The 21,368-nt window shown below is 64.8% G+C and carries 25 protein-coding genes and 1 tRNA gene; 19 read left to right on the plus strand and 7 right to left on the minus strand.

Annotation, left to right across the window (positions count from 1 at the left end; translation table 11 throughout):
- Positions 1–99: 99 nt before the first annotated feature.
- Positions 100–1,011, minus strand: a complete 912-nt coding sequence (locus IOC69_RS01415; RefSeq protein WP_290541736.1) for a DMT family transporter — start codon at positions 1,009–1,011, stop codon at positions 100–102.
- Complete coding sequence (locus tag IOC69_RS01420; protein WP_290541737.1) at positions 1,008–2,426, minus strand: NAD(P)H-hydrate dehydratase; 1,419 nt, start codon at positions 2,424–2,426, stop codon at positions 1,008–1,010. The genes IOC69_RS01415 and IOC69_RS01420 overlap by 4 nt, the downstream gene beginning before the upstream one ends.
- A 557-nt stretch (positions 2,427–2,983) precedes the next feature.
- On the opposite strand from IOC69_RS01420, the gene IOC69_RS01425 reads away from it, so the two are divergent.
- The gene (locus tag IOC69_RS01425) at positions 2,984–3,139 is read left to right on the plus strand and encodes a hypothetical protein (RefSeq protein WP_290541738.1); all 156 of its coding nucleotides are present in this window, start codon (positions 2,984–2,986) and stop codon (positions 3,137–3,139) included.
- 33 nt (positions 3,140–3,172) lie between these two features.
- On the opposite strand, the gene IOC69_RS01430 is transcribed toward IOC69_RS01425, so the two are convergent.
- Both IOC69_RS01430 and IOC69_RS01435 read right to left on the minus strand, forming a co-directional pair.
- Positions 3,173–3,248: transfer RNA gene (locus IOC69_RS01430), tRNA-Val, on the minus strand.
- Between the two features lie 699 nt (positions 3,249–3,947).
- The gene (locus IOC69_RS01435) at positions 3,948–4,361 is read right to left on the minus strand and encodes a MerR family transcriptional regulator (protein WP_290541739.1); all 414 of its coding nucleotides are present in this window, start codon (positions 4,359–4,361) and stop codon (positions 3,948–3,950) included.
- 357 nt (positions 4,362–4,718) lie between these two features.
- On the opposite strand from IOC69_RS01435, the gene IOC69_RS01440 reads away from it, so the two are divergent.
- Entirely contained in the window at positions 4,719–5,414 is a 696-nt protein-coding gene (locus IOC69_RS01440) for a response regulator transcription factor (RefSeq protein WP_290541740.1), read from the plus strand.
- Here the strand turns inward: IOC69_RS01440 and IOC69_RS01445 are convergent.
- From IOC69_RS01445 to IOC69_RS01455, 3 genes are read right to left on the minus strand one after another with little or no spacing between them, the layout of a single operon-like run.
- Entirely contained in the window at positions 5,400–6,746 is a 1,347-nt protein-coding gene (locus tag IOC69_RS01445; protein ID WP_290541741.1) for a FliI/YscN family ATPase, read from the minus strand. The genes IOC69_RS01440 and IOC69_RS01445 overlap by 15 nt on opposite strands.
- A 2-nt stretch (positions 6,747–6,748) precedes the next feature.
- Positions 6,749–7,477: a flagellar basal-body rod protein FlgF gene (gene flgF, locus IOC69_RS01450; protein WP_290541742.1), complete on the minus strand. Its 729-nt coding sequence runs from the start codon at positions 7,475–7,477 to the stop codon at positions 6,749–6,751.
- A complete protein-coding gene (locus IOC69_RS01455) occupies positions 7,477–8,259 on the minus strand; it encodes a DUF1217 domain-containing protein (RefSeq protein WP_290541743.1) in 783 nt (260 codons plus the stop codon). The genes flgF and IOC69_RS01455 overlap by 1 nt, the downstream gene beginning before the upstream one ends.
- Before the next feature lie 128 nt (positions 8,260–8,387).
- Between IOC69_RS01455 and motA the strand changes: the two genes are divergently transcribed.
- The 17 genes from motA (at position 8,388) to IOC69_RS01540 (ending at position 21,029) form a co-directional block, all read left to right on the plus strand.
- Positions 8,388–9,263, plus strand: a complete 876-nt coding sequence (gene motA / locus IOC69_RS01460) for a flagellar motor stator protein MotA (RefSeq protein WP_290541943.1) — start codon at positions 8,388–8,390, stop codon at positions 9,261–9,263.
- Between the two features lies 1 nt (position 9,264).
- The gene (locus tag IOC69_RS01465) at positions 9,265–10,107 is read left to right on the plus strand and encodes a FliM/FliN family flagellar motor switch protein (protein WP_290541744.1); all 843 of its coding nucleotides are present in this window, start codon (positions 9,265–9,267) and stop codon (positions 10,105–10,107) included.
- 64 nt (positions 10,108–10,171) lie between these two features.
- A complete protein-coding gene (locus IOC69_RS01470; RefSeq protein WP_290541745.1) occupies positions 10,172–10,507 on the plus strand; it encodes a FliM/FliN family flagellar motor switch protein in 336 nt (111 codons plus the stop codon).
- Between the two features lie 13 nt (positions 10,508–10,520).
- Positions 10,521–11,537 (plus strand): FliG C-terminal domain-containing protein, encoded by a 1,017-nt coding sequence (locus IOC69_RS01475; protein WP_290541746.1) that lies wholly within the window; start codon positions 10,521–10,523, stop codon positions 11,535–11,537.
- A gap of 6 nt (positions 11,538–11,543) precedes the next feature.
- Entirely contained in the window at positions 11,544–12,632 is a 1,089-nt protein-coding gene (locus IOC69_RS01480) for a flagellar type III secretion system protein FlhB (RefSeq protein WP_290541747.1), read from the plus strand.
- 180 nt (positions 12,633–12,812) lie between these two features.
- Positions 12,813–13,184, plus strand: coding sequence for a flagellar basal body protein (locus tag IOC69_RS01485; RefSeq protein WP_290541748.1), 372 nt, complete (start codon positions 12,813–12,815; stop codon positions 13,182–13,184).
- Positions 13,185–13,186: 2 nt separating this feature from the next.
- On the plus strand, positions 13,187–13,606 hold the full coding sequence (flgC, locus tag IOC69_RS01490; protein WP_290541749.1) for a flagellar basal body rod protein FlgC: 420 nt from the start codon (positions 13,187–13,189) through the stop codon (positions 13,604–13,606).
- Between the two features lie 4 nt (positions 13,607–13,610).
- A complete protein-coding gene (locus tag IOC69_RS01495; RefSeq protein ID WP_290541750.1) occupies positions 13,611–13,919 on the plus strand; it encodes a flagellar hook-basal body complex protein FliE in 309 nt (102 codons plus the stop codon).
- Between the two features lie 10 nt (positions 13,920–13,929).
- Positions 13,930–14,718 (plus strand): flagellar basal-body rod protein FlgG, encoded by a 789-nt coding sequence (gene flgG, locus IOC69_RS01500; RefSeq protein WP_290541751.1) that lies wholly within the window; start codon positions 13,930–13,932, stop codon positions 14,716–14,718.
- Positions 14,719–14,721: 3 nt separating this feature from the next.
- Positions 14,722–15,195 (plus strand): flagellar basal body P-ring formation chaperone FlgA, encoded by a 474-nt coding sequence (gene flgA / locus IOC69_RS01505; protein ID WP_290541752.1) that lies wholly within the window; start codon positions 14,722–14,724, stop codon positions 15,193–15,195.
- On the plus strand, positions 15,192–16,292 hold the full coding sequence (locus tag IOC69_RS01510; protein WP_290541753.1) for a flagellar basal body P-ring protein FlgI: 1,101 nt from the start codon (positions 15,192–15,194) through the stop codon (positions 16,290–16,292). Before flgA ends, IOC69_RS01510 begins: the two co-directional genes overlap by 4 nt.
- The gene (locus IOC69_RS01515) at positions 16,289–16,789 is read left to right on the plus strand and encodes a hypothetical protein (RefSeq protein WP_290541754.1); all 501 of its coding nucleotides are present in this window, start codon (positions 16,289–16,291) and stop codon (positions 16,787–16,789) included. Before IOC69_RS01510 ends, IOC69_RS01515 begins: the two co-directional genes overlap by 4 nt.
- Positions 16,786–17,493, plus strand: a complete 708-nt coding sequence (locus IOC69_RS01520; protein WP_290541755.1) for a flagellar basal body L-ring protein FlgH — start codon at positions 16,786–16,788, stop codon at positions 17,491–17,493. Before IOC69_RS01515 ends, IOC69_RS01520 begins: the two co-directional genes overlap by 4 nt.
- Before the next feature lie 44 nt (positions 17,494–17,537).
- Positions 17,538–18,077, plus strand: a complete 540-nt coding sequence (locus IOC69_RS01525; protein WP_290541756.1) for a flagellar basal body-associated FliL family protein — start codon at positions 17,538–17,540, stop codon at positions 18,075–18,077.
- Positions 18,074–18,814 (plus strand): flagellar type III secretion system pore protein FliP, encoded by a 741-nt coding sequence (gene fliP, locus IOC69_RS01530; RefSeq protein WP_290541757.1) that lies wholly within the window; start codon positions 18,074–18,076, stop codon positions 18,812–18,814. The genes IOC69_RS01525 and fliP overlap by 4 nt, the downstream gene beginning before the upstream one ends.
- A gap of 152 nt (positions 18,815–18,966) precedes the next feature.
- Positions 18,967–19,890, plus strand: a complete 924-nt coding sequence (locus tag IOC69_RS01535) for a flagellin (RefSeq protein ID WP_290541758.1) — start codon at positions 18,967–18,969, stop codon at positions 19,888–19,890.
- 212 nt (positions 19,891–20,102) lie between these two features.
- Positions 20,103–21,029 carry a flagellin gene (locus IOC69_RS01540; RefSeq protein ID WP_290541759.1) on the plus strand — a complete coding sequence of 309 codons (927 nt, stop codon included), beginning with the start codon at positions 20,103–20,105 and terminating at the stop codon, positions 21,027–21,029.
- The last annotated feature ends 339 nt before the right edge of the window (positions 21,030–21,368 follow it).

Below are 21,368 nucleotides of genomic sequence, written 5' to 3' on the forward strand. Positions count from 1 at the left end.
CCAGGCGGCACAAAGTCATGAACCGAAGCCGGCAAAAGCCACGCCTGATCTACTTCCCACGATCGAAATGTCTTGCTCATAACCCGAGTGAATCAAATTCTATCCCCGCCGTCTAGGCTGTTTTCCAGACAGGCTCCTAGGCGCCCTCGCCTGCGCCAGCGTGGTGAGCCCGATCCCCAGCGCCACAACGGCGATTCCCGCCCACACAAGCGGCGGATAGCGCTCACCCAGAAACCACACCCCAACGGCGACGCCGACGGCTGCGGCCACATAGCCGATCTGGGAGAGGTAGGTGGGCCCGCCCACCGCCTGCAGCCGGAAGAAGGTGAGATACATGATGGTGGAGGCCGCAAGCTGGGCCGCCACGAGGCCCGGAATGGAGCTCAGCGGGGCGAGGTTCAGCCCGCCCCCGAGGCCGGCCAGCACGAGGAGCGGCAGCACGGCGGAAAGGTTTATGGCAGCGCCCAGCCGCATCGGCCCTGCTCCCTTCGGCCAGGCAACCGTGCGGTAGACGTTGCCCGCTCCCAGAAACACCGGTATCAGCGCCGCCAGCAGCAGCCAACGCGACTCCGTGGCGCCGAACCCTGCATTGCGGGCGATGATGATGGTCACCGCTCCGGCGAGACCCACCGCAATACCGGCAAGGCCCAGCGGACCCGGCGGCCGCACCCGGAAGGCCATGGAGAGAATGGCGGTCGTCGCCGGCGAGGTCGCCACCAGGATCGCCGCCAGCCCGCTGCCGATATGGGGGATGGCCGCGAAAGTGAGGGCCAGCGGGATGACGTTGGAGATGACGGAGGAGATGGCCGCATAGCGGTAGAGACCGGGCGCCGCGCCGCCGGTCGCCTCGAACAGCCACGCCGCAACCCCCACCGCGCAGCCCGCGCCGAGGCAAATCACCGCCGCCCACAGCGCCGGGTTCACCCCCGCCGCCACGGCGAGCTTGCCCAGCGGAAAATTGCAGCCAAAGGCCAGCCCGGTGATGAGCAGCAGGACGAGCGGACGGTTCATAGGAAACCGATCAGGGTCTCGGCGGTGAGCCCGCGCGGTCCGTGGCGCCCCGCTGCCTCTCCATGCAGCCACACCGCCGCGCAGGCCGCCTCGAAGCCCGGCAGGTCCTGCGCCAGCATGGCCGTCACGACCCCCGCCAGCACGTCGCCGGAACCCGCCGTGGCGAGCCAGGGCGGCGCGTTGACATTCACCCGGGCGCGGCCATCGGGTGCGGCGATCACCGTGTCCGCCCCCTTCAGCACCACCACCGCGCCGGACCGCTCCGCCGCTGTCCGGGCCAGTTTGAGCTTCGACTCACCTGTTGCGTCGAGTCCCGCAAAAACACGCCCGAATTCTCCGGCATGCGGCGTCATCACGACGGGCCGCCCAGGGACGATCTCGATGAGGCGGAACAGCCGCCCGGTCTCCTCCGCGAAGGAGGTCAGCGCGTCGGCATCGAGCACCGCCGCCGCCCCGCTGAGCAGCACTGTTTCAACCAGGTCACGGGTGCCGGCCCCCACCCCCGCCGCCGGGCCGATGCACACGGCATTCTTGCGCCTGTCGGCCAGCAGTGCCGACAGATCCATGTCGGACAACATGACAGCCGTGACGTGTGATGCCTGAACCAGCAGCGCCTCGCGCCGGCCGCAGAGGGTCACCAGCCCCGCCCCCGACTTCAGCGCCGCCTCCGCCGCCAGCCGCGAGGCCCCGGTGTTGAGCGGCCCGCCGGACACCACCACGGCATGGCCGCACCCATATTTGTGGCCGCCCAGCGCCGGTTCCGGATGGTGGATTTCGCAATTGATGGCGTTCCCTGGGCGGATGTCCCGCAGAACAGAATCCGGAATGCCGATGTCCGCCAGCACCACCTCGCCGCAGAATTCGCGGCCCGGCAGCAGCACATGGCCGGGCTTCTTGCGGAAGAAGGTGACGGTAACTTCCGCCCTCACGCTGGCGCCGCGCGGCTGGCCCGTCAGCCCGTCGAGGCCCGACGGCACGTCCACCGCTGCCACCGGGCAGCCCGCCCGGTTGATCGCGCCTGCCAGCGCCTCCGGAAAATCCCTGGACAGCCCGGCCCCGAACAGCGCATCGACGATGAGCCCCGCCCCGGCCATCGCGCCCACCGCCTCCACCGGTCCGCCCCAGCGCGCCGCCATCGCCGCGGCGTCGCCCTTCAGCGCCGCCCGATCACCCAGCAGGGCGAGCCGCACCGGCCAGCCCCAGGCCTTGAGGTGGCGCGCCACCACGAAGCCATCGCCCCCATTATTGCCCGGTCCGCACAACACCAGCGTGGCCCGCGCCCCATAGCGCCGCACGATCTCGTCCGCCACCGCCCGCCCGGCGGTCTCCATCAGCGTGAGAGAGGGCACGCCGGCCTGAACGGCCAGCGCATCGGCCCGGTACATCTCTTCCGGGGTCAGCAAATCGTGGGTCATGAGGTGAGGCTATCGCATGTTCCGTTCAGGCGGAATCGCGTGAACAAAAAGAACGTGCGCCAGATCACAAGCTTGAGCATGATCTTGTCGCAAAACCGGTTCCACTTTTGCGGATCATGCTCTCCAAGGGCTTTATCGTCCAGTGTGAGTTGAAATGGCCCCCCGTGAACAATTCCCCAGCCATTGAGTTCAGACCCTGACCGCGTCGTTTGAAGTCTTCGCTTTTGCTGGAAAGCGGGGCGGTGGCTGAGGTTTCCCTGCAATCCCAACTTGCGGTCCACGACGGTCGCGAAGCGCTGCTCACTCTGGAGGGCGAACGGCGGAGGGATTCGGGGATGAAACCGGTTGAGCGGCGCGGGTCGGGCGAGTTGGACCTGTTCCGGTCACGCCCCGGGACCAGATCATCAATATGAACCCTGAGTTCCTGCGGCTGTCGAAGACGGTGTCGCGGGAAGCGGCGGCCACACGCCCGCATTCCCGCCGATGCCGCATATCGCCGCCGCAACGCCCCGCTCTCTTGCAGGATCAGGGTCTCCACCTCCGACCGGAAACGCCGCATGACGCCCGCCACCAACCGCGACATGCGCCGCCATCGAGCCAGTTATCTGCTGCAACGCCCGCCTTCCCCTCACCTGGCGGAGGCTTCTTTGAGCCTGATTGCCAGCGTCATCGTGACGCCATCATCTCGCCCGCACCGGTTCCAGATCGCATGAAAGATGATTGTTCACGGGAGACGGCTTGCAGGCTGGTGGGCGATGAGAGACTCGAACTCCCGACATCTTCGGTGTAAACGAAGCGCTCTACCAACTGAGCTAATCGCCCGCCTTTGGGCTGGCTTAGCGCCGGGGCTCCACACAATCAAGCCAAACGAAATGCCCCGTGCGGGTTCTGAGGGCGCACGGGGCTGATGTGATTTGAGTGGTTCCAGAAACTAGCTCTTGGCTGGTCTGTCTCCTCGCTGCCGTTGCCACACCCGAAACGCTTTACACCCTCCATCTGTGGCTGATTCGTTGCGAATTTCAAGCTTTTGCGGGGCAACGCCACGGCCCCGAATCCGGGTTGAGGGGTGTTTGCGATGATCCGCGCCATGTAGGCTGGGTTTCGCGCGACGATTGTGACCCAGGGCGTGGAGTGAATTCTGGAGGCGAAGCCGTTCACGATGAGCGCCCGGGAAGCGCTGAGGCGAGCGAACGGCTTTCGGTCTTCACCGGAGTTTCCGGCTGGGTCTGGTTGCGACCTCAACCCCAGACCGGAGAACCACCGGTGACCGGCGGCATGATGAACCAGCAAAGCCTTCTGGAAAAGATGGCAGGAGCAGGTTTCGGTTCAGTGGAATCGAAACCTGCTCCATCTCTTTGCTTGGTCGCATTTTCGACGGTCAACCGGTGTCCACTTGAGCTGAAAATGCTGTATCGCATGATCCGCAAAAGTGGAACCGCTTTTGCGATAAGATCATGCTCAAGCTTTTGATCTGGCGCATGTTCTTTTCGTTCAGGCGATTCCGCCTGAACGGAACATGGGCTAGGCAACGAGACTTTCGAGAGCACTGTTGGTCTTTTCGATCTGCAGTTTCAGTTCGTCCTGACGGTTCTTGAGCAGATCGAGGTGCTGCTTGAGGTGGCGAATGGCCTTCTCGCTCGCCAGCACGTCTTCCTCCGGCGTGAGCATGTCCAGGATCTCGCGGATCTGGGCGATCGGCACACCCAGGCGGCGGAGCGTGAGGATATTCTTCAGGCGGCGCACATCGCTTGCCAGATAGGTGCGGAAGCGGCCATGGCGGGGCGGTGAGATGAGTTCGACCCGCTCATAGAAGCGGATCGTCTTGGGATCCGTGCCGGTCAGCTTGGCCAATTCCCCAATGAACAGAAAGCCGTCCTGCGGGAGAACACTGCCTCCTGACGACATAACCGTGCCGTCGTCGATCTGATTGTCCATGGCCTTGCATCTCCTCACAGTTGAGCAATTCACCGGAGTGCAACTTTAAACATTGCGGGAATCTGCCGTCAAGAGTGTATGACAATTCATTTACATCTTTGTCGTGTTCAAACAAGATTGAACGCTTTCCATTTCTTTGCTTCAGTTTGGCAAATACACCTGGTAACATCTTTTACACTTACTGTTATAAAAACAAATACCGTGATGAATAAGCTTGGAAGACTATCTTATTTCCAGTATCAATTTATAATACTACTATATTTTAACTAAATATTAACGGGCTGTTCTTGAAACTGGCGCTGTCAACCGCGTGAGTCCTTTCGCCGGGCTCGCCAACAGGGAAAGCATATTGCCACCATGATCATTCTCGTGGACGACCGCATCGAGGTGACAGACGCCTATCGCAACAGCTTCGGCCGGGAGGGTATTTCCGCCGCGAGCTTCACCCCCACGGATTTCGCCAACTGGTTTCACTCCACCAGCGGCCCCGACCTCGCCGCCGTCGAGGCTTTCATCCTCGGCGATTTCCTGCAGCGCGAGACGGTGACCCGGGCGATCAAGACACGCTCCGAGGCGCCGGCCATTGCGCTCAACGATTCGACGGGCCTCGAATCGACGCTCAAGCTCTTCGCGGCCGGCGCGGACGATGTGGTGCGCAAGCCCGTGCATGCCCGCGAGATCATTGCCCGCATCAGCGCCATCCGCCGCCGCACCACGCCCGCAAGCAAGGCCACCGACCTCGGTGACCTGCGCGTGTTCAACGACGGTCGCGACCCTGAGGTGGCGGGGCGCACCCTGGTGCTGCCGCGGCGCGAGCGGCGCATCCTCGAGTATCTCGCCGCCAACCGGAACCGGCGCGTGAGCCGCAACCAGATTTTCAATGCGGTCTACGGCCTGTTCGACGACGAGGTGGAGGAGAGCGTGGTGGAAAGCCACATCAGCAAGCTGCGCAAGAAACTGCGCAACATGCTGGGCTACGACCCGATCGATACCAAGCGCTACCTTGGCTATCAGCTGCTGAACCGCGAGCAGGCCGCCTCAGAGGCTGCCTGACAGGGCCGCCGCAATCTCGCGGAACGGATCGGCCGACGGCGGGTCCGCGGCCTGCTGGCCCAGCACCCTGTAAAGCTTCGGGATGAGGTCAACAGCACGGTCGAGTTCCGCATCCGCTCCCGGCACATGGCCACCCATGGCGCGCAGGTCGCGTGTATCCTCGAAGCGGGCGGCGAGGCGCTTCAGTTCCTGCACCACCCTGGCCTGGTCGGCGGTCCACACCCGCTGCGCCAGCCGCGACAGCGATGAGAGCAGATTGACCGCCGGATAGCGGCCCTGCTCGGCAATGGCCCGATCCAGCACGATATGGCCGTCGAGCGTGCCGCGCACCGTGTCGGCCACGGGGTCATTGTGATCGTCGCCATCGACGAGCACGGCATAGATGCCGGTGATGGCGCCCTGACCCCCGATGCCGGGGCCGGCGCGCTCCAGAAGCTGCGGGAGGTCGCTGAAGACGGATGGCGGATATCCCCTGGCCACCGGGGGCTCTCCCGCCGCCAGCGCCACCTCGCGGCAGGCATGGGCATAGCGCGTGACAGAGTCCATGATCAGCAGCACATTCTGCCCGAGGTCGCGAAAGTGTTCGGCAAGCGCGGTCGCCAGCTGCGGGGCAAGGCGGCGCATCATGGCGCTCTCGTCACCTGTGGCGAGGATCGTAACCGCCGTCTGCGCCGCAGCACCCAGCGTGTGCTCGACGAATTCTCTCACCTCGCGGCCGCGCTCGCCCACCAGCGACACGATGACGCTGTCGAAGGCGGAGGCCCGCGCGATCATCGACAGCAGGGTGGACTTGCCGACACCCGATCCCGCGAAGACGCCGAGCCGCTGGCCGAGGCAGAGGGGCGTGAAGGCATCGAGCACCCGCACCCCGGTGCTGAATCCCTTCGACACGATCTGGCGCGACATGGCCGCGGGAGGTGCGGACGCCAGCCGCACGGCGCGCCCGCCCCGCACCAGGGCTTCGCCGCCGTCGGCGGGCCGCGCCAGCGCATCGATAATGCGGCCGCGCCAGCTCTGATGCGGATAATAGAGAAGTTCGCCGCGCGGATGCACGGGATCGCCGAGCGCCACGGAGGCGCGCTGGTCATAGGGTTTGCACTGCGCCACGTCATGGTCCAGGCGGATCACCTCCGCCAGCACCGCGCCACGCGCCGTGCCGATCTCGACGAGCGAGGCGAGCTGCAGGCTGCGTGACAGCCCGCCGACTTCGACGACCGAAGGTCCCAGGCTGCGCACCTCTCCCACCGGTCGCGCGAAGGGCAAGTCCTGCGCGGCGGCGCGGATACGCCGGGCAAGCGCCTGCAGGGGAAGCCGGGAGCCTGTGGCCGTCATGCTCACCCGCCGCGGGCGCCGAGGCCCTGGATGGTTTCGCGCAGCGCCTGGTCGCGCTGCTCGAGGCTGGCGCTCATCGCCTCGAAGGCGCGCTGCACGGCGATCAGCCGCGTCATCTCCAGCACCGGATTGACGTTCGACTCTTCCACGAAGCCCTGCACAATGCCGTCGCGGGCAAAATCATCGACGGGCACGGCGGCCGCTGCCGGGATAAAGGCGGAATTCTCATAGCGGCTGTAGCCCCTTGCGAAATCGAGGGTGAACAGCCCAAGCGCGCCAATGGTGCGCCCGTTCTGCCGCATGGTTCCGTCATTGCCGATGTCCAGCGCGCCGCCATCGGGATCGGCGGTGAGCGGCGCGCCGCCGGCGTCGAGCACGGCGTGACCTTCGAGGGTTACGATATCGCCCGTGGGCAGCATCTGCATGCGCCCGTCGCGGGTGTAGGCGGCGCCTTGCGGCGTGGCGATGGCGAGGAAGCCCTGGCCGCGCACCGCCACATCAAGGGGATTGCCGGTCTGCTTGAAACCTCCCCCGGACAGATCCACGTGCGGGCCGCCGCCGAAGGCGAAGCTGGTTTGGAATGGCTGGGTCTTCGACACCACCGTGGCGAAGGTGACCGCCTCGGACTTATAGCCGGCGGTGCCGGCATTGGCGACATTGCTGGCGATGGTCTCAAGCCGCCGGGCAAGGGCGATCTGACCGGAGAGGCCGACGGGCGCGTTGATGTCCATCAGCGGCCATAGCCCCGGAGCGTCTGCATGCTGAGCAGCAGGGAATTGTCGAAGCTGGCCAGCGTGGGGCGGGCAAGCCCCACTTGCGGCACCGTGGCTCCAGGAACCCCGTTGGCCGCCTGCCAGCGCGCGGCAAAGCGCGTGAGGAAATTGTCGAGCTTCACCGGATCCTTGAAATCCTCGACGTTGATCTTGGCGCTTATGAAGGCCGCCTGCTTGTCGATGTCCGTGTTGGAGTAGGCCGCGGGAAGGCCCAGCGCCGTCTGCACCACCTTGTACAGAGCGGGATCGCCCATCAAACCATAGACGCTCTTCGCATCCGGAGCCTTGCGCTGGAAATAGAGAGCCAGCTTCACGCCCTCGTCGCTCCGGCCGGCATCGGCCTCGAGCTGGATGCGCAGAAAGCGATCGACCGTACCCTGCTGGGCGCGCTCGAAGGCCGTGGCTGTGCCGCCATAGCGCGCGAAGTTGAAGGTCTCGGCGAAATCGCGGAAGCGCGGATCGGCAAGCTGCAGGGCGAAGCTTTTCTGGTCATCCACGCCCTCGGTGAGCACCTTGCGCATGAAGGCCTTGCCGTAGATCATGTCCTTCAACCCGAAGGCCGTCATCGCGAAATTGTAGAGACGGTCGTTGCGCAGAAACTCGTCCGCCGACTTCACCCTGCGGATATTGGCGAGGTAGTAATCCGCCTCGCGCTTGACGTCCGGCCGCTGCGAAAGGGCGCCGAGCGTCTTGTCGATATTGCGCGCGATCTGCTGAAATCTGGCGACAGTGCCGAACATGGGCTTTCCTCCACCCGCAGAATGACCGGCGGGCCTTGCCCCGGCCTGAAGAGCGCCGCCGACAGGCCCGCGCAAGCCGCGCACCCTAGCCAAAGGCATGAACACCAGGCGTGAAGGATACCGCGCTCATGAGCTTCGCCATCGGCATGGTCATCGTTTTCGGCTGCCTTCTCGGCGGCTTTGCGGCGATGGGGGGCCACATCAGCGTGCTCTGGCAACCCTTCGAATATGTGATCATCCTGGGTTCCGCCATCGGGACCTTCTTCGTCGCCAATCCGATGAAAGTGGTCAAGGACACCTTCAAGGGCGTCATGGAGGCCATCAAGGAGGCAACGCCGAAACCGCGCGACTATCTCGACACGCTGGCCATCCTCTATGCGCTGATGCGGGAGCTGCGAACCAAGACGCGAACCGAGATGGAGGTGCATGTCGACAACCCAAGCGAATCCGAAATCTTCAAGGCGTTTCCAAAGATTCTGGCCGAGAAGGACCTGACCAACTTCATCTGCGACTACTGCCGGCTCATCATCATCGGCAATGCCCGCACCCATGAAATCGAGGCGCTGATGGACGAGGAGATCCAGACCATCCAGCGCGACAAACTGAAGGTTTACCTTGCCCTGTCGGCGGTTGCCGACGCTCTCCCCGCGCTGGGCATCGTGGCCGCGGTGCTGGGCGTGATCAAGGCCATGGGCGCCCTCGACCAACCGCCCGAAGTGCTGGGCCACCTCATTGGCGCGGCGCTGGTGGGCACATTTGCAGGCATCCTTTTCTCCTATGGAATCTTCGGTCCGCTCGCCTCCAAGGTGAAGACGGTGCGCGAGAAGAAGGTGCGGCTCTATGTCATCATCAAGCAGACGCTGCTCGCCTTCATGAACGGGGCCATGCCTCAGGTGGCGCTGGAGCATGGCCGCAAGACCATCTCCGCCTATGAGCGCCCCTCGATTTCGGAAGTTGAGCAGGAGACGATGAACTCCGGCTCGGCGGATGCCAAGGCCGCCTGAGATGAAGTCCCTCGACGCAAGCCTGTTCAGGAACGCGCCGCGCGCCGCGCTGGCGGAGCTGCCGGGACTGGCGAAACTTACCGCGGGCATCGCCCTCGGCCTGAACAGCGGGCTGACGGCGTGGCGGCCTGCGCCATGGCGCGTTGCGCCGGATGGCGTGAAGGAGGATGCGGCCACGGGCGCCGGCGCCGAAGGCCGCCTGGTGCGCTTCGAATCCGAGCGCGGCTCGCTGACGGCACTGCTGCTGCTGGACCGGCCGGCGACATCCGCAGTTATCGAAGTGGCCATGGGCGGGACGGGTGCGGAGCCGGCCTTCGAGATGTCCGGCCGGCCACTCTCCAAGATCGAGCACGGCGTTCTGCGGCTGGCGCAGGCCACCCTCGCGCGTCAGCTGACGGAGTCGCTGGGCGATGCGCTGATGCGCCCCTTCAGCCTGTTTGACGGCGAGCCGCCGGGAATCGAGGTGGGCACGGGTGTTGCGCAGTTGCGCTTTATGCTGAATGTCTTCGGCTACAGCGGCGAGATATCCCTTTTCTTCAGCCGCGCCGAACTGGAGCGCGAACTCGACATGGCCGGCGCCGGTGCGGCGGCGGCGGGCGCCATGCAGCAAAGGATGCTGCAGCAGGAAGTGGGACGCTCGATGGTGAGCCTGGAGGTGACGCTGGGCCCCGAGATGCTGACGCTCGATGCCATTGCCGGACTGAGGCCCGGAAAACTGATCGCACTCACCGCCACCGCCGGCAGCCCGGTGACGTTGTGGAGCGGCGGTGTCGCGGCCTATGAGGCCACGCTCGGCCGCACGGGCGACAGATATGCCGTCACCATCACCACGGCGCTCGCGTGACCACCTTCCCGCAAGCCGGATTTGCCACACTGCACGGCAGGAAGATGCCTTCCAGGACGACAAAATGATGACCAGCTTCGGCGAGCAATTGCCAGACCTTGCAACTCCGGACCCGCAAACGCCGGATACCGGATCCGCGGTATCCTCGCTGCCGGGCGCGGTGCTGCGCATTCCGGTGTCCGTGCAGGTCGTGATCGGGTCGGCGCGGCTGCCGCTGTCGCAGGTGGCGAAGCTCGCCCCCGGCACGACGCTGACGCTGGACGAAAAACTGGGCGCCCCGGCGCGCATGCTGGTGAACGGGCGCGAGGTGGCGCGCGGCGCCCTCTTCGTCGTCGACGAAACCGAAGGCAGGCTGGGCCTCACCATTACCGAGGTCGCCGGACCCGCCGCCGATCCCTGAGGAAAGCATGGAGATGCCACTGCGTCCGGGCCAGGTCCCGCTCTCCGGCCGTGGCGGCCGCGAGAAGGTGGCCATCCTGCTGCTTGCGCTGGGCGACAAGCTCGGAACCCAGCTGCTGCAGAGGTTCGACTCCTCCGAGGTCAAGGCGATCATGAGTTCGGCGGCCTCCATCAGCCGCGTGGAGAAACAGGACCTCGATCTGCTGGTGGACGATTTCGCCGCCAATTTCGCGCGCGCCCTGGGGCTTGGCACGGATTTTGACGCCGTGAAGGGCATGGTCGAGCGGGCATTTTCGCCCAGCGAGCTCTCCCGCATGCTGGGCGCACAGATCATGCAGGCGGGCGAGCCCGCCTGGCGCCGGTTCGAGAGCGGCATGGAGAACACCCTCGTGCCCTACCTCCTCGACGAGCATCCGCAGACCATTGCCTTCATCCTCTCGAAGCTTGATGGCGACTTCGCCTCGCGCTGCCTGTCGGTGCTGCCGGGCGATTTCCGCATCACGGTGGCGCGCCGCCTGCTGAAGGTGCAGCCGGTCGAGGACGCCGTCACAAAGCTGGTGGAGCAGGTGCTGGAGGAGGACCTCTTGGCGCGCCAGGATGCCGGGCTTGAGGCGGAGGGACGCGGCCGTCTGGCCGCTATGCTGAACAAGCTGGACCGCGAGAAGTCCGGCGAGATTCTGGCGGGCGTGGCCGCCTGGAAGCCGGAAGAGGCCGCCAGACTCAAGCGTTTGATCTTCTCCTTCGAGGATCTGGGCAAGCTCTCCCAGCAGGCGCGGCTGGCGCTGTTCGACAAGCTGCAGACCGACCGGGTGGTGCTGGCCCTGAGGGGCATGGACGCCGCGCTCAAGGAAGTGGCTCTCTCCTCGCTCGGCGCCCGCGCCCGCCGCATGGTCGAGGCCGAACTCGCCAGCGACAAGGGCGTCCGCACCAAGGAAGGCGATGCGGCGCGTGCCGCCATCGTGGCACAGGTGCTGGAGATGGTGCAGCGCGGCGACATCGAACTGCCCAGCGACGAAGCGACTGCCGCCTGACCTCCCATGGCTGAGGAGGAAGACCGCGAGAGCAGGACAGAGGATGCGACCGAGAAACGCATCAGCGACGCGATCGAGAAGGGCAACGTGCCGATGGCGCGCGAAGCGATCCTGTTCGGTTCGATCGCCGCGAGCCTGGGAGCCCTGCTGCTGCTGGGCGGCTGGATGCTGGAGCATCTGACGGAGGCGCTGCAAACCGCCCTCGCGGCTGCCGGCACCATGCGCATCGGCGACCGGGAGGCAGCCGCCTCCTATCTCGTGTCGGTGCTGCGCGACGCAGGCCTTCCGTTGCTGCCGGTGCTCGCCTTCATCGCCGCCGGCAGCATTCTGGCCTCGCTGCTGCAGAACGTGCCCTCCGCCGCGGGCGAGCGGGTGAGACCCAAGCCTTCGCGCATTTCTCCCCTGGCCGGCTGGAACCGGCTGTTCGGCCGCGCCGGCCTTGTCGAATTCCTCAAGGCCGCGCTGAAGCTTGCCGCCGTGTCCGTGATCCTGTGGCTGCTGTTCAGGCGCGATCTGCCGCAGTTCGTCACTGCGCTCGCCATGGACCCGGCGCTGCTGCCGGACCTGCTGCGCGACCTCGCGGCGGGCGCGTTGCGGCCGCTGCTGGGGTTGGCGCTGCTGCTGGCCATCGCCGACGTGGCGTGGTCGCGCTACCGCTGGCGGCGCGACCTGCGCATGACCAAGCAGCAGGTGAAGGAGGAGATGAAGGAAGCCGACGGCGATCCCTTCATCAAGGCCCGCATCCGCGGACTTGCCCGGCAGCGCACATCGCGGCGCATGCTGGAGAAACTGCCGGAGGCGAGTGTGGTGATCACCAATCCCACCCACTATGCCGTGGCGCTTCGCTACCGGCGCGAGGAGGGAGGCGCGCCCGTGGTGGTGGCCAAGGGCGTCGACCACATGGCCCGCACCATCCGCGAGATCGCCACGGCGCACGAGGTTCCGCTCGTCGAAAACCGGCCTCTGGCACGAAGCCTCCATGACCAGGTGGAGGTTGACGCGCAGATCCCGCCCGAGTTCTACCGCGCAGTGGCCGAAATCATCCACTACCTCAACAGCACGGGCCGCCTGCCGCGGCATACGCTGGGCCGCTAGATATGCAACGGGCCTCAAGCACATCCGGATTTGAGGGCGGAAAACTGCGCCAGCTTTTGACTCTGGCGCATCACGCGCGCCGCGGGTTTTTCCGCATGCCCGCACGATGCTCCGGGCGGGCAAGGCCTGGACAAGCTTCTCCGCCTATCACGGAGAGGCTCTATTCACGGAGACACCGCGGTGTATCTCTTCGATCTCGCCTCGCGCCACATGACATGGCTTTCCGAACGGCAGGCCGTCACGGCGGCCAACATCGCCAATGCCGATACGCCGGGCTACCGCGCGCAGGGCGTCGGGTCCTTCTCGGCCTATCTCGACGGACCCCCGGTGCAGATGGCCGCCACGTCTCCGCTCCACATGATGCCGCCGCCGGATGAGGCGCGCCCGGTGGGCCGCGACGCGGGGGGCAGCTGGGCCTCCAGCCACTCCGGCAACAACGTGTCGGTCGAGCAGGAACTCATGACCGCCAGTTCGAACAACCGCATGATGGGCATCGACGCGGGGCTGGCGCGCAGCTTCCACCGCATGCTGCTGGCCAGCGTGAAGGCCTGACCATGCTCGATCCCCTGCTCTCCGTGATGCGCACGGCCTCCTCCGGGCTGCAGAGTCAGTCGATGCGTCTGAAGGTCGTTTCGGAAAATCTCGCGAACATGGATTCGACCGGCACCGCACCGGGAGCCGATCCCTATCGCCGCAAGATGGTGACGTTCACGCAAACCCTCGACGAGGCGACCGGCGCGCAGATGGTGGGCGTTGACCGCATCGTCCGCGACCAGAAGCCGTTCAGGACCGAGTACGACCCGGGCCACCCCGCCGCTGACGCATCAGGTTACGTCAAGCGGCCCAACGTCGAGATGATGGTTGAGATGGCCGACATGCGGGAGGCCTCGCGCTCCTACGAGGCAAACCTGCAGATGATCAAGCAAGCCCGCGAGATGACGGCGCTGATGGTCGATCTGCTGAAGGGACAATAAGCCGATGCTGAGCCTCAACATCGCGTCGGGTCTGCCCGAGATCGGCCTGCGTCCGGCAGGCGCCGGCCTCGCGTCGGCAACGGCACAACCCGCGGGAAGCGACTTTGCCAGCCTGCTCGGACGCCTCGCCAGCGATACCGCCGCGGGCGTCCAGCAGGGCGAAGCGGCGGCGCTTGCCGGCATCCAGGGAAGCCTGCCGCTGCAGACCGTTGTGGAAAGGGTGATGGCGGCCGAGCGCACGCTGCAGGCGGCGCTTGCGGTGCGCGACAAGGCGGTGAGCGCCTACCAAGAAATCAGCCGGATGCAGATCTAGGAGCAGCAAGATGCGCGCACTGTCAATCGCCGCCACGGGCATGTCCGCCCAGCAGCTCAATGTCGAGGTGATCGCCAACAACATCGCCAACATCAACACCACGGGCTATAAGCGGACGCGGGCGGAATTCACCGATCTCCTGTATCAGGTGGAACGCGTTCAGGGCATTCCCGCCCAGACCGGCGACAGCGTGGTGCCAGAAGGCGCGCAGCTGGGCCTTGGAACCAGGCTGTCCGCCATCCGGCTGCTCAACATCCAGGGACCCCTGTCCGAAACCGGCAACCAGCTTGACCTCGCCATCAACGGACCGGGCTGGTTCCAGGTGGCGAGTCCCAATGGCGAGACGCTCTATACCCGTGCCGGCGCCTTCAACATCAGCGCCACGGGCCAGATTGTGACCGGCGACGGCTACCCGCTCGAACCTGCGTTGACCCTTCCCGCCGGCACGACGGGCGTCGAGTTCAACCAGACGGGCGAGGTCTTCGCGCGCATCGAGGGCCAGGCCGACATGGTCCCGGTCGGACAGATCACGCTCGCCAACTTCACCAACCCTGCCGGCCTCAACGCGCTGGGCGGCAACCTCTTCCAGCCGACTGACGCCTCGGGCCCCGCCGTCACCGGTCTTCCGGGCAACCCGTCCTTCGGCAAGGTGCAGCAGGGCTACCTCGAGAACTCCAACGTCGACCCGGTGAAGGAAATCACCGAGCTCATCTCGGCCCAGCGCGCCTATGAGATGAACTCCAAGGTGATCCAGGCGGCCGATGACATGGCCGGCGTGGTGAGCAAGGGCATCCGCTGAGCCATGACGCTGTTGCGCCTTCTGGCCAAGGGGCTGGCCATCTGTGCCGTGGCAGGCAGCGCCTGCGCGGCGGGCGACGGCACGACGGTCCGCGCCCTTCCGGTGCCGCGGGAAACCATGTTTCCAGGCGACGTGATCACTGCCGACCGGCTCACCGATCGCCAGTTCCAGACCACCGAGCAGTCGGTGCGCGGAATCGCCACGAGCAGCAGCGAGGTGATCGGCAAGGAAACGCGGCGGCGCCTGGTGGCCGGAATGCCCATTGCCCTTGGCGGCCTCGGAACGCCGCTGGCGATCAGGCGGGGCGCCGCCGCCGTTGCCGTTTATCGCGACGAAGGATTTTCGATCTCGACGTCCGTCATCGCACTTTCCGACGGAGCGGAAGGGGACGTGATCGACGCCCGCGCCCTCGAGACGGGCGCTGTCATCAAGGTGCAGGTCCTGCCGGACGGCGCGCTGGCGGTGCTGGGCGAATGAGGCGCGCCCTGCTTGCCATTGCACTCCTTTTCTGCCTGGCAAGCGCGGCCGGCGCCATGTCGCGCATCAAGGACATCACGGATGTCGATGGCATCCGTGACAACCAGCTTGTCGGCTATGGGCTGGTGATGGGGCTTGCCGGCACGGGCGATACGATGCGCGGTTCACCCTTCACCGAACAGTCCGCCCGCTCCATGCTGCAGCGTCTCGGCGTGGCCGTTCCGCAGGGATCGATCAAGGCGCGCAACATGGCGGCGGTGATCGTCACCGCACGGTTGCCACCCTTCGTATCCGCCGGCGAACGCGTCGATGTCAGCGTCTCTTCCATGGGAGACGCCACGTCGCTGCGCGGCGGAACGCTGGTGATGACGCCGCTGTCCGCCGCCGACGGCAATGCCTATGCCGTGGCGCAGGGGGCGGTGTCAGTCACCGGCTTTCAGGCCAGCGGCGAAGCCGAGAAGCTTTCGGAGGGAACCCCCACCGGCGGCCGCATTCCCGGCGGCGCGCTGATCGAGCGCGAACTCTCGGCCGATTTCAATGCCGTCGATTCGCTGTCGCTCAAGATCAGGAATCCCGATTTCACCACGGCCTCACGCATAACCGAGGTGATCAACCGGTTCGCTGTGAAGACCTATGGCCAGCGCATTGCCCAGGCGATGGATTTCCGCACCGTGTCGATCGAACGGCCAAAACGGACGACGGCCTCGCGGTTGATGGCGGCGGTGGGCGATCTCATGGTCGAGGCCGATTCGCCGGCGCGCGTGGTGGTCGACGAGAAGACGGGAACCATCGTGATCGGCAGCAAGGTGCGGGTGTCGCCCGTCGCCATCGCCCATGGCGCCATTACCATCCGCGTGACCGAGTCTCCGCAAGTGGTGCAGCCCGCGCCCTTCTCGGACGGCCGCACCGAGATCCAGCAATCCACCAATATCGATGCCGAGCAGAAGGGCGCCAAGGTGGCCATCCTGTCAGGGCCCAGCCTCGAGAAGCTGGTGCATGGACTCAACCGCATCGGCCTCAAGCCCAGTGGCATCATCGCCATTCTCCAGGCCATCAAGACCGCGGGGGCGCTGCAGGCAGAGCTGGTGATCCAATGATGTCGATGCGCCTGGCCTGCACCTGCCTCGTTCTTGCGGAGCTGATCGCGCCGGCAGCGGCCCAGCAGCCAAGCGGCAGCCCGGATAAGACCGAGCTCCGGAAGGTGATCGAGGAGTATTGCACCGCCGTCACCGACCTTGCGGCGGAACGGCGGGCGGCCCGCCAGGCCGCGGCACTGCAGGAACTGCAGGCGAAGGTGGATGCGCGGCTGACACTTCTCGAGGACCGCGCGAGAGAACTGGCGGACCTCATCGCCAAACGCGATGCGCTGCGCAACCTCGCCCGCAAGGAACTCGTCGAAATCTATGCCGGCATGGACCCCGAAGCCGCGGCCGCTCAGATGGAGAAGCTCGACATGCGGCTGGCCTCTTCCGTGCTGCGCCAGCTGAAACCCCGTCAGGCAAGCGCCATCCTCGACGTGATGAAGCCCGAACTCGCGGCGCAGATGGTCCGCCTGATCGCCGTTCCAGCGGCAGACGGAACATCCCCGCCATGACCCTGCATGCCCGCTTCATTGCTTTGGCGCTGGCCCTGCCCATGCTTGGCTGTTCGCCCGATCTTGAGGATTTCAACCGGGCGCCTCCGCTCTCGCCCGTGGGGCAGGGACTTGGTGCGGCGGCGGGGGAGCGCTCGCTGGGCGAGGTGGAAACGCTCTCGGAAGCATCGCGCAGCTGGATCGGCGGCAGCGCCGACTATTTCCGCGACCCGCGCGCAATCCGCACCGGCGACCTGCTCACCGTGCACATCGGAATCGACGACCGGGCCACCCTCAACAGCACATCCAACCGCAGCCGCAAGTCCTCCGCCGACGGCAAGCTGGGCCTCAACCTGAACTGGATGGGCACAACCAAGGCTGAAGGGAGCGGCAAGGCCAATGTCGACTCGAACACCAGCAGTGCGGGACAGGGTACCACCGCACGCTCCGAACGGATCGAGCTGTCCGTGGCGGCCATGGTTACCCGGGTGATGCCCAACGGCTCGCTTCTGATCGAGGGAAGCCAGGAGGTGTCGGTGAATTTCGAGCAGCGCATACTCCATGTTTCCGGGCTTGTGCGGCCGGTCGATATTTCGCCGGACAACTCGATTTCATACGAGAAGATTGCGGAAGCGCGCATCTCCTATGGCGGCCGCGGGCGGATCAGCGAGGTGCAGCAGCCGGGCTGGGGCCAGCAGATCTGGGACCGCGTTTCCCCGTTCTGAGAGGCATGAACACCATGGCGGCAAGCGGGGGAAAGAGCGGGTTGATGACGACGGCCATCGTCGTCCTTCTGCTGAGCCTGATGGGCGCGGGCACGGGCTTTGCCGTCGGGGTCTTGCTGCAGCCTGGCAAGGACAGCGGCAAGGAGACGGCGAAACCGTCGGGCGCCACGCCTGCGGCGGAGACAGAAAAACAGGCCGATGCCGAAGGGACAGCGGAAGGAGAGCCGGAAGCTGCGGCGGAGGCCGAGGGCGCCGGGGACGCCGGGGCCGAGGAAGAAACCGAAGATGCCGATGTCAAGATCATCCCGATCCCGCCCGTGCTCACCACGCTTGCAGATCCGCCGGGAACATGGATTCGCCTCGAAGCTTCGATACTTGTGAAACCCGGTGGCCAGAAGACTCCTGAACTTCTGGCCGAGCAGGCGGGAGAGCAGGTTCTGGCCTATCTGCGCACCGTGCGGCTCAGCCAGCTCGAGGGACCATCCGGACTGCTGGCCTTGCGCGACGACCTGAACGAGACGGTGCGGAGCCTGTCGCAAGGCGATGTCCGCGCAATACTGATCCATGGGCTGCTGGTGGAATGAGACTGCTCATCGCCATCCTCGCACTGGCGCTTCTTGCCAGCCCCGCGGTGGCCCAGGTGCCGGAGCTGGGGAAGCTCATTCCCGCCGGCGATCCCAGCGTTTCCGGGCGCATTCTCCAGTATGTCGTGCTGCTGACGGTGCTGTCGCTCGCGCCGGGCCTGCTGATCATGGTCACCAGTTTTACACGCCTGGTTATCGCCTTTTCGTTCCTGCGCTCGGGGTTGGGGCTGCAGAGCACGCCGGCCAATCTCGTGATGGTGTCGCTGGCCTTGTTCCTGACCTTCTTCGTGATGGCGCCCGTTTTCGACAAGGCGAAGACCGAGGGCCTCGATCCCTATATGGCGGGTCAGATCGGCGAGACGGAAGCCTATCAGCGCATCACCGGCCCATTCCGCGATTTCATGACCAAGAATGTGCGCGACAAGGACCTGGCGCTGTTCGAGGCCATGGCCCGACAGCGCAACATCGCCATATCCCCGGATGGCGAGATCGATCTCCGCATCCTGGTTCCGGCCTTCATGATCTCGGAACTGCGGCGCGGTTTCGAGATCGGCTTCCTGATTGCCCTTCCATTTCTGGTGATCGACCTGATCGTTTCGATGCTCACCATGTCGATGGGCATGATGATGCTTCCTCCCACCGTCATCTCGCTGCCGTTCAAGGTGCTGTTCTTCGTGCTGATCGACGGCTGGCATCTGCTGGCGGGAAGCCTCGTCAATTCCTTCATCACTTCTTAACCGCTTCCCTTAGCCGCGCAGTAGCAAGTTCCCCGTAGGATTGGGTCCGACGGGGAGGGCTGCCCCCTCTGGCATGAAGCGATCCCGTCCCTCCGGTTCCGCCCCGGAATGTTCTCATGTTTGTGAACACGGGTAAGGGGACAATTTCACCTATGACCAGCATCATGACCAACCAGTCCGCCATGACTGCGTTGCAAAGCCTGACCACCACCAACAAGAACCTCAGCCAGACGCAGACCCGCATTTCCACCGGCTACCGCGTCAGCAGCGCCGAGGACAACGCCGCCTACTGGTCGATCGCCACCACCATGAGGTCGGACCGCGGGGCGCTCTCGACCGTGAAGGACGCGCTGGGCCTTGGCGCCGCCACCATCGATGTCGCCTATACAGGCATGAACAGCGCCATCGATGTGACCAAGGAGATCAAGAACAAGCTTGTGGCCGCCCGCCAGCCCGGCATCGACCGCGGCAAGGTTCAGTCGGAAATCAAGGAACTGCAGAATCAGCTCAAGAGTATCGGCGATTCCTCGGTGTTCTCCGGCGAAAACTGGATATCGGTCGATTCCAGCGCGGCCTCGTACAACGGCACCAAGACGATGATCGCATCCTTCTCCCGCAGCGGCGGCAACGTCGCTGTCGGAACCATCTCCATCGACATCAGCAGCGTCAAGCTCTATGACGCCAACGACCAGTCGGGCATCCTTGACAAGGAGGACACCACGGCCAACGGCAACGTGAACTACGCGGTGTCCGATCTCGATATCTCCGGAATCAAGGACACGGACAACGATCTGGAAGATCTTCAGCAGATGATCGGCTATGTCGACAGCGCCATCGGCTCTATGACCACGGCCGCCAGCAACCTCGGCGCGATCAAGCAGCGCACCAAGACGCAGTCGGACTTCGTGTCCGCGCTGATGACGGCGATCGACACGGGCGTCGGCGCCCTGGTCGATGCCGACATGAACGAGGAATCGACCAAGCTTCAGGCCCTGCAGGTGCAGCAGCAGCTCGGCATCCAGGCGCTCAGCATCGCCAACCAGAACAGCCAGACCGTGCTCTCTCTGTTCCGCTAAAGCTTTCACCGACCCGGCAACGCGGCCTGTGCTTCGGCACAGGCCGCGTTTTTTGTTTATGGCTTAAGGGAATGGAAACCGCGGGCGTTTACCTTAACGGGCTGTGACGGAAGCGGCTAAAATCCGCTCAGGCATCATGCCCTTTCCCGTCGTACCGGAACCCAGCTCCGGATGTCCCCAGTCAGTATTGTGTTCCAAGGGACAAGTGCTTCATGGCCAGCATCATGACCAACGCCTCCGCAATGACGGCGTTGCAAAGCCTCAACTCCACCAACAAGCAGCTCTCCGTCACCCAGGCCCGCATTTCCACGGGCTTCCGCGTGGCGGCAGCCGAAAACAACGCCGCCTACTGGTCGATCGCCACCACCATGCGGTCGGACAACGGCGCGCTCTCGACCGTGAAGGATGCGCTGGGCCTCGGCGCCGCGACGATCGACGTCGCCTATACGGGCATCAACAAGGCGATCGACGTGACCAAGGAGATCAAGAACAAGCTGGTTGCCGCGCGCCAGCCCGGCGTCGACCGCGCCAAGGTGCAGTCGGAAATCGCCGAGCTTCAGAACCAGCTCACGAGCATTGCCGAATCCTCGGTATTCTCCGGCGAGAACTGGCTCTCCGTCGACTCAAGTCAGGCGACCTACAATTCCACCAAGACCATCGTGGCATCATTCTCGCGATCGGGCGGCCAGGTCTCTATTGGCACAATTTCGGTGGACATCACGAAAACCGAGCTGATCGACGCCAACGACCAGTCCGGCATTCTTGACACACAGGACACAACGGCAAACGGCAATGTCAACTACTCGATCCTGTCGCTCGACATCTCCGCATTCACCGACACGACCAACGACCTCCAGGACCTCGAGCAGATGATTTCCTTCGTCGATGGCGGTATCGGCAAGATGACCACCGCGGCAAGCAGCCTCGGCGCGGTGAAGCAACGCACAAACATGCAGAAGGACTTCGTGAGCTCGCTTATGGACGCGATCACCAGCGGCATCGGCACGCTGGTCGATGCCGATATGAACGAGGAATCCACCAGACTGCAGGCCCTGCAGGTTCAGCAACAGCTGGGCGTTCAGTCGCTCACCATCGCCAACCAGAACAGCCAGCAGATCCTGTCTCTGTTCAGGGGATAGCGCATGTTCCGGTCAGGCGGAATCAGGTGACCGGTAGGAACATGCGCCAGATTAAAAGCTTAAGCAGGATCTGGTCGCAAAAGCGGTTCCACTTTTGCGGATCATGCTCTGGATCAGGTTTCGATTCCACTGAACCGAGACCTGCTCTGTCTCTTTGCTTGGTCGCATTTTCGACGGTCAACCGGGGTCCACTTGACCTGAAAATGCTTTAAGGGTGCGACGCCGCCCGGACGCCTGACCCGGGCGGCGCACCCCATTAACCAATCGCTAACCATAAGCGGATTATGAAGAGCATGGCGGGGCTGCAGTTCTGTGGCAGCTGGGCATGATGCCACCACC

Origin of the sequence: Aestuariivirga sp. (assembly GCF_020252405.1) — a bacterium.
Classification (GTDB): Bacteria; Pseudomonadota; Alphaproteobacteria; order Rhizobiales; family Aestuariivirgaceae; genus Aestuariivirga.